Below are 16,746 nucleotides of genomic sequence, written 5' to 3' on the forward strand. Positions count from 1 at the left end.
TCAGGCCTTGCCCGTGGCGTCGTTCAGCCACGATGGCTTGCGCTTCTGCAGGAAGGCCTGCACGCCCTCGCGGCCCTCTTCGCTCGAACGGATGTCGGCGATGCCTTCGACGGTCTTGGCGATCAGCGCGCCGTCGATCTCGCGGCCGGCCACGTCGGCGATCAGTTGCTTGCAGGTGCGCACGGCGGCCGGGCTGGCACCGGTCAGCGCCTTCAGCAGTTCGCCGACCTTGGCATCGAGCGCATCGGCCGCCACCACTTCATGCACGAAGCCGATGCGGTGCGCCTCGGTGGCGGTGAAGCGCTCCGCGGTGAGGAAGTAGCGCTGCGAGGCCCGCGTGCCCATCGCGCGCAGCACATACGGGCTGATGGTCGCGGGCACAAGGCCGATCTTGACTTCGCTCAGGCAGTACCAGGCGGTGTCGACGCTCACCGCCATGTCGCATGCGGCCACGAGGCCCATGCCACCGGCGTACACATCGCCCTGCACGCGCGCGATGGTCGGCTTGGGGCACTCGGCGATGACGCGCAGCATCTCGGCCAGCTTGCCCGCGTCGGCGATGTTCTCGTCGCGCGTGTAGTCGGCCATGCGGCGCATCCAGTTGAGGTTGGCGCCCGCGCAGAAGGCCGGGCCGTTGGCGCCGAGCACGATGGCCTTGACCTGCGGCGCGGCGCCGGCTTCGGTGAAGGCGCGTGTCAGCTCGGCGATGACGATGTCGTCGAAGGCGTTGCGTGCGTCGGGCTGGTCGAGCCAGATGCGGGCAACGGCGCCTTCGATCGTCAGTTGCAGCGTGGTGTAGGGGTCGCTCATGTGTGTTGTCTTGTCGTCATTGAAGGCGCTGTGGCAGTCCCAGCTTCGCGATGAACTCATCGACCATCGGCACCCAGATCGCCGCGTTGTCGCGCCCTTCGAAGAAGCCGTGGCCGTCGTTGCCATAGGGCGGCACGCCCTCGAAGCGCACGTCCACGCCCTTGGCCTTGTAGGCCGCCAGCAATCGGCCGGCCAATGCGGGGCCGAAGAAATGGTCGTTCTCCGAATAGACCCACAGCATCGGCACCTTCGTGGTCGAGGCATAGCGGCCGAAGGCATCGACGAGGCTGGCTTCGTTGCACACGTCGTCGGGTCCGCGCGAGCCGCGTCCGCCCGCGAAATTGATGGTGCCGATCACGCCGGCCGGGTTCAGGCTCGACAGCGCCAGCACGCCGAAGCCGCCGGCCGACTTGCCCAGCAGCACGATGTGCTGCGCGTCGGCATAAGGCAGCGCGCGGGCGTAGTCGAGCGCGGCGCCGATGTCCTTGGCGCTTTCGAGGCCAGCCTGCACGTAGTCGGGCTTGCTGCAGCTGAAGTAGTTCTCGGCCCACGGCCCGTCGGACTTGCCGTAGCCGCGGCGCAGCGGGTTGATGACCAGGAAGCCATGACGCGCGAACAGCTCGGCCTGCCGCGCATAGCGGTCCTGCATCTTCGCGAAGTCGGAAGGCGAACGCGGCGTGCCGTGGTTGATCACCAGCACCGGAAACGGCCCGTCGCCCTCGGGCTTGTATTCGGTGGCCGCGAGCTTCACGTGCGATTCGCCGAAGAAGCCCTTGACCGCCATCGGAATCTCGATGTCGCGGCGCGCCACGCCCTGGGCCTGCGCGCCGAGCGCGCAGCACAGCAGTGCGGCGGCAATGAACGTGAGCTTGCGCAACGTCATGAAGGACTCCTTCGATGCGTCCTACATCCGGAAGATGCCGAACTTCGGCTCGGGCACCGGCGCATTGCGCGCGGCCGCAAGGCCCAGCGCCAGCACGCGGCGCGTGTCGGCCGGATCGATGATGCCGTCATCCCACAGCCGGGCGGTGGCGTAGTAGGGGTGGCCCTGGTCTTCGTACTGCTGGCGGATGGGGGCCTTGAAGGCTTCTTCCTCTTCCTTGCTCCAGCTGCCGCCCTTCAGTTCGATGCCGTCGCGCTTGACGGTGGCCAGCACGCTCGCGGCCTGCTCGCCGCCCATGACGCTGATGCGCGCGTTGGGCCACATCCAGAGAAAGCGCGGGCTGTACGCGCGGCCGCACATGCCGTAGTTGCCGGCGCCGAAGCTGCCGCCGATGATGATGGTGAACTTGGGCACGTTGGCGGTGGCCACGGCCGTCACCATCTTGGCGCCGTGGCGCGCGATGCCTTCGTTCTCGTACTTGCGGCCCACCATGAAACCGGTGATGTTCTGCAGGAACACCAGCGGGATCTTGCGGTGGCAGCACAGCTCGATGAAGTGCGCGCCCTTCTGCGCCGATTCGCTGAACAGGATGCCGTTGTTGGCGATGATGCCCACCGGCATGCCTTCGATCTCGGCGAAGCCGCAAACCAGCGTGGCGCCGAAGCGGGCCTTGAACTCGTGGAATTCGCTGCCGTCGACGATGCGCGCAATGATCTCGCGCACGTCGAAGGGCTTGCGCGTGTCGGTGGGGATCACGCCGTACAACTCTTCGCGCGGGAACTCGGGCGCGCGCGCCGTCGAGGCCGCGGCGGGCTCGTTCGATGCCGCCTTGGCATTGAGGTTCGCCACCGCCGTGCGCGCGAGCGCCAGTGCGTGCAGGTCGTTCTGCGCCAGGTGATCGACCACGCCCGACAGGCGCGTGTGCACGTCGCCACCGCCCAGGTCTTCGGCCGTCACCACTTCGCCGGTGGCCGCCTTCACGAGCGGCGGGCCGCCCAGGAAGATGGTGCCCTGGTTCTTCACGATGATCGACTCGTCGCTCATCGCCGGCACATACGCACCGCCCGCCGTGCACGAGCCCATGACCACCGCGATCTGCGGAATGCCCTGGGCGCTCATGTTGGCCTGGTTGTAGAAGATGCGGCCGAAGTGGTCGCGGTCGGGGAACACCTCGTCCTGGTTCGGCAGGTTGGCGCCGCCCGAGTCCACGAGGTAGATACAGGGCAGGCGGTTCTGCTCGGCAATCTCTTGCGCGCGCAGGTGCTTCTTGACGGTCAGCGGGTAGTAGGTGCCGCCCTTCACCGTCGCGTCGTTGCAGACGATCATGCAGTCGACACCGTTCACGCGGCCGATGCCGGTGATGATGCCGGCGCCCGGTGCGGACTCCACACCCTTGCCGTCGAGGTACATCGCATGCGCGGCCAGCGGCGCGATCTCGAGGAACGGCGTGCCCGGGTCGAGCAGCTCGGCCACGCGGTCGCGCGGCAGCAACTTGCCGCGCGCGGTGTGCTTGGCACGCGCGGCCTCGCCGCCGCCCTGCTCCACTTTCGCGAACTGCTTGTGCAGGTCGTCGACCAGTGCACGCATGGCTGCCGCATTGGCCTGAAAGTCTGCAGAACGCGCATTCAGTTTGGTTTCGATTTTGCTCATGCTGTCTTTTCTTGCTTGAGGCCGAGTTGCTCGGTCATGGCATCGCGGATCTTGAATTTCTGGATCTTGCCGGTCACCGTCATCGGGAATTCGGTGACGAACTGGATGTACTTCGGCACCTTGTAGTGCGCGATCTGGCCCTTGCAGAAGTCGCGGATCTCGGTGTCGGTCGCGCTCTGGCCGGGCTTGACGATGATCCAGGCGCACAGCTCTTCGCCGTACTTCTTGTCGGGCAGGCCGACCACCTGCACGTCCTGCACCTTCGGGTGGCGGTACAGGAATTCTTCGATCTCGCGCGGGTAGATGTTCTCGCCGCCGCGGATCACCAGGTCCTTGATGCGGCCCACGATGTTGACGTAGCCCTCGGCGTCCATGGTGGCCAGGTCGCCGGTGTGCATCCAGTGCTCGGTGTCGATGGCTTCGCGCGTGCGCGGCTCGTCGTCCCAGTAGCCGTGCATCACCGAATAACCGCGCGTGCAGAGTTCGCCCGACTGGCCGGGCGGCATGATCGCGCCGGTCTCGGGGTCGATGATCTTCACCTCCAGGTGCGGCTGCACGGTGCCCACGGTCGACACGCGGCGGTCCAGCGGCGTGTCGGTGCTGCTCTGGCAGCTCACCGGGCTGGTCTCGGTCATGCCGTAGGCGATCGTGATCTCGCTCAGGTGCATTTCGCTGACCACGCGCTTCATCACTTCGATGGGACACGGCGAGCCGGCCATGATGCCGGTGCGCAAGGTCGAGAGGTCGAATTCCTTGAAGCGTGGATGGTCGAGCTCGGCAATGAACATCGTGGGCACGCCATGCAGGCCCGTGCATTTTTCGGCCTGCACCGTTTCAAGCACGGTGAGCGGATCGAACCCGTCGTTCGGGTACACGATGGCCGAGCCGTGCGTGAGGCACGCCAGGTTGCCCAGCACCATGCCGAAGCAGTGGTACAGCGGCACCGGAATGCACAGCTTGTCGATGGGCGACAGCTTCATGCATTCGCCGATGAAGAAGCCGTTGTTCAGGATGTTGCGGTGCGTGAGCGTCGCGCCCTTGGGAAAGCCCGTGGTGCCGCTGGTGAACTGGATGTTGATGGGGTCGGTGGCCTTCAGCGTCTTCTGGATCTGTGCGATGCGCGCGTCGCCCGCATCGCCGCTCGCGAGCAGTTGGCTGAAGCGCTGCATGCCCGGTTCCTGCACATCCGCGGCTGCCTTGCCGTCGATCCAGAAGGTGTGCTGCAGCAGCGGCAGGCGCTTGGGGCCCAGCTCGCGCAGCATGCCCAGGTAGTCACTGGTCTTGAACTGCGCCATCGTCACCAGCGCCTTGCAGCCGACCTTGTTGAGCGCGTACTCCAGCTCGGAGGTGCGATAGGCCGGGTTGATGTTGACGAGGATCAGGCCGACCTTGGCGGTGGCGATCTGCATCAGCACCCACGGCACGTTGTTGTGCGACCAGATGCCGACGCGGTCGCCGGGCACGAGGCCGAGGTTCAGCAGCGCGCTGGCGAGCTTGTTGGATTCGGCCTGCAGTTCGCGGTAGGTGAAGCGCTGGCCTTCGTGGCGGCTGATGAGCGCTTCGCGCTCGGGTTGCCTGGCAACCATGTCGTCGAAGAAGTCGCCGATGGGTTGCTCGATGAGGGGGACGTCGGTGGCGCCCTTGCCGTAGCTCTCGGTCAGTGCAGCAGTCATGCTCATGTTCCTTGTCTCCTTGTCTTGCTCCTTCCCCTTTCGGGGGAAGGTTGGGATGGGGGCAAGCGGCGTCTGTCTGGTGCAATGCCTCATCGAACGCCGCGAGCCCCCACCCCTGCCCTCCCCCAGCGGGGGAGGGAGAAAAACAGCTTAGGCCGTTTCAGCGAAAAGCTCGCGACCGATCAGCATGCGCCGGATCTCGCTCGTGCCCGCGCCGATCTCGTACAGCTTGGCGTCGCGCCACAGCCGCTCGACCGGAAACTCCTTCGTGTAGCCCACGCCGCCCAGCGCCTGGATCGCCTCGCCGGCCATCCACGTCGCCTTCTCGGCCGAATACAGAATGGCGCCGGCCGCGTCCTTGCGGAAAGTGCGCGCATGGTCGTTGCGGTCGCAGGCCTTGCCCACGGCGTACACGTAGGCGCGCGTGGCCTGCCACGTCGAATACATGTCCGCCAGCTTGCCCTGCATGAGCTGGAACTCGCCGATGCTCTGGCCGAACTGCTTGCGCTCGTGGATGAAGGGCAGCACCGCGTCCATGCACGCGGCCATGATGCCCAGCGGGCCACCCGAGAGCACCGCGCGTTCGTAGTCGAGGCCGCTCATCAGCACCTTGGCGCCCATGCCTTCGCCGCCAAGCACGTTCTCTTCGGGCACTTCGCAGTTGTCGAAGAACAGCGGGAAGGTGTTGGAGCCGCGCATGCCGAGCTTGTCGAGCTTGGTGCCAGCCGAAAAGCCCTTGAAGTTCTTCTCGACGATGAAGGCGGTCATGCCGCGCGCGCCCATCTCGGGTTCGGTCTTGGCGTAGATGACCAGCGTGTCGGCGTCGCCGCCGTTGGTGATCCACATCTTGCTGCCGTTGAGCACGTAGTAGCCGTTCTTCTTCTCGGCCTTGAGCTTCATGCTCACCACGTCGGAGCCGGCGTTGGGCTCGCTCATGGCCAGCGCGCCGACGTGTTCGCCGCTCACCAGCTTGGGCAGGTACTTCTTCTTTTGCGCATCGCTGCCGTTGCGATGGATCTGGTTCACGCACAGGTTGGAGTGCGCGCCGTACGACAGGCCCACCGAGGCCGAAGCGCGCGAGACTTCTTCCATGGCCACGATGTGCGCCAGGTAACCCAGCTCGGTGCCGCCGAACTCTTCCTTCACCGTCATGCCGTGCAGGCCGAGTTCGCCCAGCTTCTGCCAGAGGTCGTGCGGGAACAGGTTGTCGCGATCGATGTCGGCCGCGCGGGGGGCGATCTCGTTCGCGGCGAAGTCCTGGATCGCGCTGCGCAGCGAGTCGATGGTGTCGCCCAGGTCGAAGTTCAGGCCGGGATCGTGCATGGGGGTTGTCTCCTCTGAAGGGGTCGGCGCGCAGTGCTACCCGCGCTGGATGGCGCTAGAAAGATCGCAGCTTACGCCTCGTGGCGCCGCAATTGGCGCCACAATGGTTGCAAATTGCGCCACACCTGAATCACCCAGCCATGTCTTCCCCGTCGTTCCTGCGGCCTGCCCGCGCCGTCACGCCGATGGCCTTCGTGCGAGCCATTGTGCAGGGCTATGCGCGCTACGGGATCGATCCGGCGCAGGCCCTGCAGGCGGCACAGATCGCGCCGCGCGAGCTGGCCCGGCCGGGCGCGCGGGTCACGGCCGCGCAGTTCGAGGCGCTGTCGGAACACGCCATGCAGGAGCTGGACGACGAAGCGCTCGGCTGGTTCTCGCGGCGGCTGCCCTGGGGCAGCTACGGCATGCTGTGCCGCGCCTCGCTGACCTCGCCCGACCTGGGCGTGGCCATCAAGCGCTGGTGCCGCCACCACCGCCTGCTGACCGAGGACATCGGCCTGGCGCTCGAAGTGGCGGGCGGCGTGGCCACCCTGCGCATCACCGAGAACCGCGCGCTGGACGACGCCTTCCGCGAGTTTTGCCTGGTGACCAGCCTGCGCTTCATGCACGGCTACATGTGCTGGGCCATCGACTCGCGCATCTCGCTGCGCCACGCGACCTTTCCGTTCGCAACGCCGCTGCACAGCGACGCCTATGCGCCGATGTTCACGCCCGAGGTGCGCTTCGACGCGCCGCAGGCCAGCATCAGCTTCGACGAGCGCTACCTCGCCCTGCCGCTGCAGCGCGACGAACGCGCGTTGCGCACCATGCTCAAGCGCGCGCTGCCGCTGACCATCCTGCAGTACCGGCGCGACCGCCTGCTGGGGCAGCGCGTGCGCGAGCTGCTGCGATCGCGCGCGAGCGAAGCGACCACGGCCGAGGCGCTGGCGGGGCTGCTCAACGTGTCGGGCCGCACGCTGCACCGGCAGCTGCACGAGGAAGGCACTTCGCTGCAGACGCTGAAGAACGAAGTGCGCCACGAGCTGGCGGTGGAACAGCTGCGGCGCACCACCCGGCCGATCAAGCAGGTAGCGCTGGCGGTGGGGTTTCGCAACGAGAAGAGTTTTTCGCGCGCGTTCCTGCAGTGGACGGGGCACGCGCCGCGCGACTTCCGGCAGCAGGGGCTGTAGCGCGCGGATGTGACTGAATGCGGCGGGATGCGGTTTCAGGCCTGCTGCTCGGCCGCCACCGCCTGCGCCACCAGCCGCCGGAACTGGATCAGCGCCGAGTCCATCGCCAGCGGCAGCATCGGCGCGCCGGGGTCGCGTTCGATGTTGCGCGCCTGCGCGGTGATCATGTCGCGGTCTTCATTGAAGGCAACGATCAGGCTGTCGTAGATGGTGCGCGTGAGCCGCTCGCCGCCAAGATCGGGACGGTGCGACTGCTGGAAGAAGTAGTGCGTGGTGGTCTCGGTTTCGGGCGTCAGCGTCTGGCAGCTGTGAAGCTCGACCGCGCGGCGCATGTCGCCCTCGGCATCGCCCACCGGGCGGCCACCCGACTGCATGAGCAAGGTGCCCGGCAACACGAAGTCGTAGATGAACCAGCGGTCGAAGCGCGGGTTGTCGCCGAAGTCGCGCGCACCGGCCCAATGGGCGGGCGGGGGCACATTGCCGACCTTGCGCGTCACGCGCAGGCCGCGCTCGATCTTCTCGATGACGGGCCGCGCCTGTGCGATGGCGGTGGAGCCGCCGAGCGTCTTCTCGTGCACATAGCTCAGGTGGGAGAAGTCGAGCAGGTTGTCGCAGATCAGCAGGTAGGGCGTGTCGTAGTGCAGATAGCCCGGAATGTTCAGCCATTGCGGGTCGTCGCAGGAGTGGTTGTCGGGCAGCAGCGCCGTGTCGGCCCGCGCCGGCTCGCCCATCCACACGAACACCCAGCGGTTGCGCACGACGACCGGGTAGCTGCGCACGCGCGCCTTGGCCGGCACGGTGTCCATGCCCGGCGCCTCGACGCAGACGCCCTGTGCGTCGAACTTGAGGCCGTGGTAGCCGCAGCGCACGCAGTCGCCTTCGCGCCGGCCCTTGGACAGCGGCGCGAGCCTGTGGCAGCACCGGTCTTCGAGCGCCACGATCCCGCCGCCGGAAGGGCGAAACAGCAACAGCGGCTCGCCGATCACCGTGCGGTTGAACAGGCCCTCGGCGGGAATCTCGTGGTCCCAGGCGACCACATACCAGCAGTTGCGGATGAACATGACGCGTTCGTCTCCATCGGTTCTCGGATGCCGATGGTGCGGCCATGGCGTCGCTATGCCTGTCCCCCGTGGAGGGGACAAGGGGCCGCGTACCCGTATCCGTACCGGGTCAGCCGGCCAGGCGCACCAGCGCCGCGCGGTCGTGGATGGCGAGCTTCGCGTAGGCACGCTTGCGCAGCGTGTGGACGCTTGACGGTGCAATGCCGAGATCGGCCGCGATGCCGTCCGCGGTGATGCCGCAGGCGATGCGCGCGCAGACGTCGCGCTCACGGCCGCTCAGCGGCGCGGCATCGAGCCGGGCCCGCGCCAGCGCGATGCGCGTGTCCATGTCCAGGCCGCCCGCCCCGGTGTCCAGCGCATGGCGGTGCACCTGCCGCAGCAGCGGCGCCACGGCGAGCACGCGTTCGATCTCCTGCGGGCCGAAGCGCCCCATCGACTCGCTGCGGTAGAGGTTGATCGAGAACGCGCTCCCGCGCGGCATGGGCGTGTAGAGCAGCGCGAGCCGGTCGCTCAGGTGTTCGCGCTGGTAGATCTGGTGGCGCCAGCCGGGGTCGGGGATGTCGTCCGCGTGGAGCTGCAGCGCCATCAGCTCATTGTTGTCGCCGGGCACGGTGCCCATGTGCGCGGCGATGTGCGTAGCGTCGTCGAAGCTGTAGAAGTGGCGCCGGTACTGCGCAAAGCAGTCGTGCGTGACGTTGCGCACGCCACGGCCGTAGGCATGGCCCTCGAGCTGCATCGGCGCCTCGGGCGCGTGGCGCACCAGCGAGATGTACGCCACCGGCAGCAGCGCATTGAGGAAGTGCAGCATGGCGCGCGCCGGCGCCAGGTCGCGCGGCACATCGAGCAGCAGCGACACCGCCTGCAGATCGAGCACCTGCTGGCTGGCGACGGCGGGAACGCGCCACATGGCTTGCATGCGGAAATTGTCCTCCCGCGGAAGGCCGCGCGCAGCGCGGACAGCTCGGGATTAACCCGGGCCGGGCCTCAGGCCTTCGCCTCGGCTGTCGCCATCTCACGCAGTTGCGAGACCTGCCACGCAAACTCTTCCGCGAACGCATCGGGGTCGGCCAGAGCATAGGCGCCATACGCATAGACCGTGGCGTATGCGGCGTACTCGGCCGCCTCGAGCGCGTGCCCCGTCACCGCATGGAACACGGCATAGGTCGCGGACACGGCCGCATGCGCCGACGCATCGATGGAGCCCGAGCCCGGGTGGCTGCGCGCGACGGTTGCCATGCGTTCCTGCACACGCGCGAGCGTCTGTGCATCGCACCGGCCTTCGAGGAAGGCCCCGAGGGTGTCCAGTGCATCGACGGCTTCCGGTGCTTCCAGCAGGTGCCGCACGCGCTGCACGCACGCAAAGCCGAAACGCAGGCGCAACGACATCTGGCGCTCCGACTGGAGATCGACCTCCGCCGCGAGCCGCTGCAGCGCGGTGTTCATGACCCTGCGATGCTCCGCATGTGGCCCAGCACGTCGGGGTTGACCACGTTGATCGGGTGCCCGTCGGCGAAGGCCGTGATCTGGTCGAAGACATCGGAGAACTGCAGGTCGTATTCCTCCCGCGTCACGTAGCCGATGTGGGGCGTGCACACCACGTTGGGCATGGAGATCAACGGATCGGCCGGATCGGTGAGGGGTTCGGTTTCGTAGACGTCCACCGCGGCCATTCCGGGGCGCCCCGCCTGCAGGGCCTGGACCAGTGCACCGGGCTCGATCAGCCCCGCACGGCTGGTGTTCACAAGGATCGCGCCGGGCTTCATGAGCGCGAGGTCTTCTCGGCGCACGATGCCTCGCGTGGCGGGCACCAGCCGCATGTGCAGCGAGATGGCATCGCATTCGCGGAAGAAGGTGTCGCGGTCCGGTGCCGGCTGGCGCCCGTCGGCCAGGGCGCGCTGCAGTGAATCCGGCCGCGCCCACACCAGCACCTTCATGCCGAAGGCTTCGCCATAGCCCGCGACGGTGGCACCGATGCGCCCGTAGCCGTAGATGCCCAGCGTCTTGCCACGCAGCGTGGAGCCCACGCCGGTCTGCCAATTGCCCCGCTGCAGCGACGCCATCTGCTGGGGAAGCTGCCGGGCAGCGGACAGCAGCAGGGCCCACGTCAACTCTGCCGCCGCATACGACGGGGTGCCCGGATGCTGGTCCGACGACACCACGATGCCGAGCCGCGTGCAGGCGTCGATGTCGATGTGCGGGTACACGCTGCGCTGGCTGATCAGCCGCAGCCGGGGCAGGCGCTCCAGCAACGGGGCCCTGAGCGCGGTGCGCTCGCGGATCAGCACCACCGCGTCGGCATCGGCCAGCCTGCGCGCGAGCACGTCGAGGTCATCGACGTGGTCGTTCCAGACCGTGACCTTGTGGCCGTCCAGCTTGCGGAAGCAAGGCAGGGTGCGCAGGGTGTCGAAGTAGTCGTCCAGTACCGCGATGTTCATCATGAACGCGGATTCTGGACGCGTCGGGCGCCCGCGAGAAATGAATTTATCTGAGCAATTGCTTCCAGATTTTCATGAAAGCAGCCGCTGCGATGGGCAGTGCGTCAGGCCGGCTGCGCGATCGACGCGAGCGCGTCGGCGATGGACTGGCTGTCTTCAGGCCGCACCAGCTTCGCAACCTGCTGGCCATCGCGCATGAACACCAGCGTGGGCCACAGCCGCACATTGAACGAACGGCCCAGCGGGCGCCCGCTGCCGTCTTCGACCTTGATGCGCGGGATGTCCGGGTACTTGGCAAAGGCCTCGGCAATGTTCGGCTGCGCCGCCTTGCAGATGCCGCACCAGTTGGTGCCGAACTCCACGACGGCGGGGCCCTTGAGGGCATCGATCTCGCTGCGGTCGGGTTGCTCGGTCTTGTATTCGGACGTCATGGGGCGGGCTCCTGGTTCGGGTCTGTCGTCGGCGCGGCCGTCGGTCGCGCCATTGCACCAGAAACTCAGGCCGCTTGCAGGCGGTAGCCCGAAAGCAGCGCCGGCAATTCGGCCATGTCGCTGAAGACCTGCACCGCGCCCGCGGCCAGCAGCGGCCCGGGGCCGCTGTGGCCGGAATCGCCGGTGCTGTAGCCGAACACCGTGGCACCCGCGGCCACGCCGGCCATGGCGCCGGTCACCGTGTCTTCGACGATGGCGCAACGGCGCGGGTCCACGCCGAGGGCTTCGGCGGCGGCCAGGTACACATCGGGGTGCGGCTTGGAGCGGGGCATTTCGTGGCCGCTGAAGATACGACCCTGGAAGCAGTCGAGCAGACCGATCTTGGCCAGTTGCAGCTCGACCTTGTGGCGGTCGGCGCCCGATGCGCAGGCAATGCGGCCCTTGAGCTTCGCGTGGATCTCGCGGATGGCGGCGGGCGCGTGGGGAATGGCGACGAGGTCGCGCTCCAGGGCTTCGTTGCGGCGCGCGCGGAACGTCTTGAGCCACTCGGGCGTGATGGCGAAACCGGTCTTCGATTCGATGAGCGCGGCCTCGTCCTTCACGGCCTTGCCGGTGAAGGTGCTCATCGACTCTTCGGTGGTGATGTGCCAGCCCAGCTCGCCCAGCATCTCGGCCAGGACGCGGTTGGTGATGGGTTCGGAATCGACGAGGACGCCGTCGCAGTCGAACAGGACTGCGGCGAAAGGAAATGGGGTCATTGCACGGAGAGGGTTCGAAGGAGTCGCCCATGGTAGCAATGACCCCGGGGCGGGGCTTCGGAGGGGCCGGACACGAACCCGGCCCCTGGAAGAGAGCCGCTCAGGAAACCGAACGGATCGGGATGTACATCTCGCCGCCGCCGGCCATGAATTCCTTCGACTTTTCTTCCATGCCTGCCGCCACGGCCGCGGCCTCGGCCACGCCCTTCTGGGCCGCGTACTCGCGCACTTCCTGCGTGATCTTCATGGAGCAGAACTTGGGGCCGCACATCGAACAGAAGTGCGCCACCTTGCTCGAATCCTTGGGCAGGGTCTCGTCGTGGAATTCACGCGCGGTGTCGGGGTCGAGGCCCAGGTTGAACTGGTCCTGCCAGCGGAACTCGAAGCGCGCCTTGCTCAAGGCGTCGTCGCGCGAGCGCGCACCCGGGTGCCCCTTGGCCACGTCGGCCGCGTGCGCGGCGATCTTGTAGGCAATGATCCCCTGCTTCACGTCGTCGCGATCGGGCAGGCCCAGGTGTTCCTTGGGCGTCACGTAGCACAGCATCGCGGTGCCGGCCCAGCCGATCATCGCGGCGCCGATGGCGCTGGAGATGTGGTCGTAGCCCGGCGCGATGTCGATGGTCAGCGGCCCGAGCGTGTAGAACGGCGCCTCGTGGCAGTGCTTGATCTGCTCGTCCATGTTGGCCTGGATCATGTGCATCGGCACGTGGCCCGGGCCTTCGATCATGGTCTGCACGTCGTGCTTCCACGCGATCTGGGTCAGCTCGCCCAGCGTGCGCAGCTCGGCGAACTGCGCCTCGTCGTTCGCATCCGCACCCGAGCCGGGGCGCAGGCCGTCGCCGAGCGAGAAGCTCACGTCGTACGCCTTCATGATGTCGCAGATGTCTTCGAAGCGTTCGTAGAGAAAGCTCTCCTTGTGGTGCGCGATGCACCACTTGGCCATGATCGAGCCGCCGCGCGAGACGATGCCCGTCATGCGATCGGCCGTCAGGTGAATGAACGGCAGGCGCACGCCGGCGTGGATGGTGAAGTAGTCGATGCCCTGCTCGGCCTGCTCGATCAGCGTGTCGCGGAAGATTTCCCAGGTCAGGTCTTCGGCCACGCCGCCCACCTTTTCGAGCGCCTGGTAGATCGGCACGGTGCCGATGGGCACGGGCGAGTTGCGCACGATCCAGTCGCGCGTGGTGTGGATGTTCTTGCCGGTCGACAGGTCCATCACGTTGTCGGCGCCCCAGCGGATCGCCCACACGAGTTTTTCGACCTCTTCCTCGATGCTGGAAGTAACGGCCGAGTTACCGATGTTGGCGTTGATCTTCACCTTGAAGTTGCGGCCGATGGCCATCGGCTCGACTTCGGGGTGGTTGATGTTGGCCGGAATGATCGCGCGGCCCCGTGCCACTTCGTCGCGCACGAACTCGGGCGTGATGATGCGCGGAATGCTGGCGCCCATCGGGTTGCCGGCCACGCGCCTGGCGCGCTCCTCGTTGGCCAGGTACTCGGCCATCCACTCGCGCTTGCCGTTTTCGCGCAGCGCCACGTATTCCATCTCGGGCGTGACGATGCCGCGGCGCGCGTAGTGCATCTGCGTGACGTTGGCGCCCGACTTGGCGCGGCGCGGCGTGCGCTGGAGGGCGGCGGCACCGGCGCGCAGTTCGGCCAGGCGCTGGGCGTCGTGGTCGTGGGCGTGCTTCAGGCCTTCGTCCAGCGCCTGGTGCGAGCGGCCTTCGTAACTTTCGGTGTCATTGCGCTCGAGCACCCAGGCGCCGCGCACGTCGGGCAGCCCGCGGCGCACGTCGATGTCGACCTTGGCGTCGGTGTAGGGGCCCGAGGTGTCGTAGAGCGACACCGTTTCGCCGTTGGTGAGCAGCACGTCGCGCACCGGCACGTTCAGGTCGGGCCGGCTGCCCGGGATCAGGCACTTGTGGGACGCAGGAAAGGGCTCGCGCGTGAGCGAGAGCAAAGAGGTGAACTTGTCGGGGGCATTCATCGGGGCACTCCTTGTTGAGGGAAAGGGTGCTCCGCAATCGCTCGGTGGGCCTTCGGGCCGTCACGGAAGGTGGGTGACGGACGGACCGAAGTCAGGGAGTGCAGCTCTTCTTACGCCGGTATGACCCGGATCAAGTTCGCGGGTCGGCAGCTTTGCCATCTCAGCACACCACATGTGTGCACCCCGGAGCGAGGCCGATTGTGCGAGCCTCGGGCCGGTGCGTCAACCCAGGGGCTGCTGCAGGTCGCCTTCGAGGTAGTACCAGCGCTCGTCTTCGCGCACAAAGCGGCTGCGCTCGTGCAGGCGCGTGGCGGCGCCGGTGGCCGCGCTGCGCTGGCGCGCGACGAACTCGACCTCGGCATGGTCGGCGTCGAGCACGGAGCGCGAACGGATGTCGAGCCCCAGCCATTTGACGCCCGGCTCGAACTCGATCGAGGCCGGCCGTTTCGACGCATGCCAGGTGGCGAGCAGGTATTCGGCCCGCTCCAGCACGAAGGCCGAATAGCGCGAACGCATCAGCGATTCGGCGTCGGGGGCGGGTGTGTTCTCGAAGTCGTCGAGATAGCGGCCACAGCACAGGGCGTAGCCGATGGGCTTGTCGCGGCGGTCGGTGCGGCCGCAGGGGCAAGGTCCGGTGGTGGGATCGATGGCGCTCATGAAGACCGCTATTGGAACACCTCGCGGCCAAGGCGCCGATGGGGCAAGCCCGAAGCTATGTCCGGCGGCTGCCGGCAATGGCTTCCTGCAGGGCCTGCGCCTGCGCCGGCTTGTAGATCAGCGCGTAGCCGGCGCGCTCGACTTCGGCCCGCGTCGCGTGGGCGGTTTCGCCGGTGAGGATGACCACGCTGCGCACCTTGCCGACCGCCTGCAGGGCCTGCGCGGCGGCCAGCCCCGAGAGGCCGCTGCCCAGCCGCAGGTCGCTCAGCATGAGGTCGAACACGCCGCCGTGCTGCAGGGCTTCGCGCGGATTTGCGGCCAGCGCCACTTCGTGGCCCCAGCCGCACAGCAGCGAGCGCATCGCTTCGCGCACGGGCTGCTCGTCGTCGAGCACGAGGATGCGCACGGGGGGCAGCGGCACGTCTGCCGCGGGCTCGGCGGGCACGTCGCTTGCGGCATCCGGTTCCTCGGGCGGTGCGGGCGCTTCTTCGAGCACCAGCGAGAAGGTGCTGCCACGGCCCGGCGCGGTGCGCACCTCGATGCGCGAGCCCATGACCTGCGCCATGCTCGCCACCAGCGACAGGCCCAGCCCGAGGCCCCGGCTGCGGTCGCGCCCCGGGTTGTCGACCTGGAAGAACTCCTCGAACACCTGCTCCTGGTGCTGTGCCTCGATGCCCACGCCCGAGTCGCGCACCTCGATACGCCAGGCCGGCACGCCATTGCGCGGCCGCTGCAGCCGCCGTGCGAAGACGAAGACCGTGCCCGCCGGCGTGTACTTGATGGCGTTGTCGATCAGGTTGCCCAGCACGCGCGCGAGCATGCGCGCATCGGCCCGCACCACGGCCTCGGTGGGGCGCACGCGCAGCGCCAGCCCCTTGGCGTCTGCCAGAGCCCCGAAACGCCCTTGCAGCGACTCGAAGACCGAGTCCAGGTACAGGGGCTCCAGCCGCACCGGCGCGACGCCGCCGTCGAGCTGCGCGATGTCGAGCAGCGCGTCGATGGAGCCGCGCAGTGCATCGACGCTGTCGCGCATGAAGCGCAGGTTGTCGGCGCTGGGTGCGGTGCGGGTGTTGAGAGCGTCGACGAAGATCGCCAATGCATGCATGGGCTGGCGCAGGTCGTGATTGGCCGCCGCGAAGATGCGCGCGCGCTGCGCCGCCAGCTGCGCGACATGGTCGAGCTGGCGCGCGAGCGCATCGGCCAGCCGCGCCTTTTCAAAGCCCGCCTCGATGGCGCCCACGATCAGCCGGTTCTGCTTGCGCGCGTAGTAGAGCGCCGCGAACATCTGCGAGACCACCAGGCAGCCCATGATGAGCTGCACGCTGCCCGGCTCGACCACCAGCCGCAGCGCCATGCCCATGAACATCGGCACGCTGAAGCACACGGCCGCCAGCCACCACTGCGCCAGCGCCGCGATGACGACACTCGAAACACCGCTGATGAAGAAGTACATCAACAGGATCAGCGCGAGGTTGTCGTGCGGAAAGAAGAGCCACGGCGCCAGTGCCCAGATCAACCCCGGCACCAGCATGCGCAGCTCCAGCCGCCGGCGCGTCTGCACGGCCGTGGCGACGTCGATGCTGGCCGGGTCCACGCGGCGCAGGTGGCGGTGCCGGTGCCACTGCGAGGTGTGCACCAGCACGCCCCACACGATCGTGCCCGGGTTGCCGGTGAGTACGAGAAAAGTAATCCAGAAGATGGCGGCGACGGTGGCGGCCATCAGCGGCGTGTCGAAGGTATCGACCACGAAGGCCCGCGCAAGGCTCTGGTCGACCAGCGGATTGGCATTCGGTGACTCGACCCAGTAGTCGCGTATGCGCCGCAGCACCAACCCCGGGAAGGGCTTGCGGACGGGGCTGGAAGGAGATGGGCGCATGAGCAGCAGAAGCCGGCCCGTGATTTTGCGCGT

Annotated in this window: 15 protein-coding genes and 1 riboswitch; of the genes, 1 reads left to right on the plus strand and 14 read right to left on the minus strand. The window is 67.6% G+C overall.

Translation table 11 applies throughout. The annotated features are described in order from the left end of the window. The 5 genes from ACGLHS_RS11875 to ACGLHS_RS11895 form a co-directional block, all read right to left on the minus strand. Positions 1–810: an enoyl-CoA hydratase/isomerase family protein gene (locus tag ACGLHS_RS11875; protein WP_394479782.1), complete on the minus strand. Its 810-nt coding sequence runs from the start codon at positions 808–810 to the stop codon at positions 1–3. A gap of 16 nt (positions 811–826) precedes the next feature. Then, positions 827–1,693: an alpha/beta hydrolase family protein gene (locus tag ACGLHS_RS11880; RefSeq protein ID WP_394479784.1), complete on the minus strand. Its 867-nt coding sequence runs from the start codon at positions 1,691–1,693 to the stop codon at positions 827–829. Between the two features lie 21 nt (positions 1,694–1,714). Beyond that, the gene (locus tag ACGLHS_RS11885) at positions 1,715–3,343 is read right to left on the minus strand and encodes a carboxyl transferase domain-containing protein (RefSeq protein ID WP_394479786.1); all 1,629 of its coding nucleotides are present in this window, start codon (positions 3,341–3,343) and stop codon (positions 1,715–1,717) included. Beyond that, entirely contained in the window at positions 3,340–5,022 is a 1,683-nt protein-coding gene (locus ACGLHS_RS11890) for an AMP-binding protein (RefSeq protein WP_394479788.1), read from the minus strand. The genes ACGLHS_RS11885 and ACGLHS_RS11890 overlap by 4 nt, the downstream gene beginning before the upstream one ends. Positions 5,023–5,166: 144 nt before the next feature. After that, positions 5,167–6,339, minus strand: a complete 1,173-nt coding sequence (locus tag ACGLHS_RS11895) for an isovaleryl-CoA dehydrogenase (protein WP_093246559.1) — start codon at positions 6,337–6,339, stop codon at positions 5,167–5,169. Between the two features lie 140 nt (positions 6,340–6,479). Between ACGLHS_RS11895 and ACGLHS_RS11900 the strand changes: the two genes are divergently transcribed. Next, positions 6,480–7,508: an AraC family transcriptional regulator gene (locus ACGLHS_RS11900; RefSeq protein WP_394479790.1), complete on the plus strand. Its 1,029-nt coding sequence runs from the start codon at positions 6,480–6,482 to the stop codon at positions 7,506–7,508. Positions 7,509–7,543: 35 nt separating this feature from the next. On the opposite strand, the gene ACGLHS_RS11905 is transcribed toward ACGLHS_RS11900, so the two are convergent. From ACGLHS_RS11905 to ACGLHS_RS11945, 9 genes are all read right to left on the minus strand, one after another. Continuing rightward, positions 7,544–8,569, minus strand: a complete 1,026-nt coding sequence (locus ACGLHS_RS11905; protein WP_394479792.1) for a Rieske 2Fe-2S domain-containing protein — start codon at positions 8,567–8,569, stop codon at positions 7,544–7,546. A gap of 109 nt (positions 8,570–8,678) precedes the next feature. Next, entirely contained in the window at positions 8,679–9,485 is an 807-nt protein-coding gene (locus ACGLHS_RS11910; RefSeq protein WP_394479794.1) for a LuxR C-terminal-related transcriptional regulator, read from the minus strand. Positions 9,486–9,553: 68 nt separating this feature from the next. Beyond that, positions 9,554–10,012, minus strand: coding sequence for a putative immunity protein (locus ACGLHS_RS11915; RefSeq protein ID WP_394479796.1), 459 nt, complete (start codon positions 10,010–10,012; stop codon positions 9,554–9,556). Further along, complete coding sequence (locus ACGLHS_RS11920) at positions 10,009–11,004, minus strand: D-2-hydroxyacid dehydrogenase family protein (RefSeq protein ID WP_394479910.1); 996 nt, start codon at positions 11,002–11,004, stop codon at positions 10,009–10,011. The genes ACGLHS_RS11915 and ACGLHS_RS11920 overlap by 4 nt, the downstream gene beginning before the upstream one ends. A gap of 104 nt (positions 11,005–11,108) precedes the next feature. Further along, the gene (locus ACGLHS_RS11925) at positions 11,109–11,435 is read right to left on the minus strand and encodes a thioredoxin family protein (RefSeq protein ID WP_093246554.1); all 327 of its coding nucleotides are present in this window, start codon (positions 11,433–11,435) and stop codon (positions 11,109–11,111) included. Between the two features lie 65 nt (positions 11,436–11,500). Continuing rightward, on the minus strand, positions 11,501–12,193 hold the full coding sequence (locus ACGLHS_RS11930) for an HAD family hydrolase (RefSeq protein ID WP_394479798.1): 693 nt from the start codon (positions 12,191–12,193) through the stop codon (positions 11,501–11,503). A gap of 100 nt (positions 12,194–12,293) precedes the next feature. Continuing rightward, positions 12,294–14,180 carry a phosphomethylpyrimidine synthase ThiC gene (gene thiC, locus ACGLHS_RS11935; protein WP_093246552.1) on the minus strand — a complete coding sequence of 629 codons (1,887 nt, stop codon included), beginning with the start codon at positions 14,178–14,180 and terminating at the stop codon, positions 12,294–12,296. Positions 14,181–14,270: 90 nt separating this feature from the next. Then, a riboswitch (TPP riboswitch) is annotated at positions 14,271–14,376 on the minus strand. A 26-nt stretch (positions 14,377–14,402) separates the two neighbouring features. Continuing rightward, a complete protein-coding gene (locus tag ACGLHS_RS11940) occupies positions 14,403–14,837 on the minus strand; it encodes a YchJ family protein (protein WP_093246551.1) in 435 nt (144 codons plus the stop codon). A 55-nt stretch (positions 14,838–14,892) separates the two neighbouring features. Next, positions 14,893–16,713 carry an ATP-binding protein gene (locus ACGLHS_RS11945; protein ID WP_394479801.1) on the minus strand — a complete coding sequence of 607 codons (1,821 nt, stop codon included), beginning with the start codon at positions 16,711–16,713 and terminating at the stop codon, positions 14,893–14,895. Positions 16,714–16,746: the final 33 nt, after the last annotated feature.

Origin of the sequence: Variovorax sp. VaC1 (assembly GCF_043658315.1) — a bacterium.
Classification (GTDB): Bacteria; Pseudomonadota; Gammaproteobacteria; order Burkholderiales; family Burkholderiaceae_C; genus Variovorax.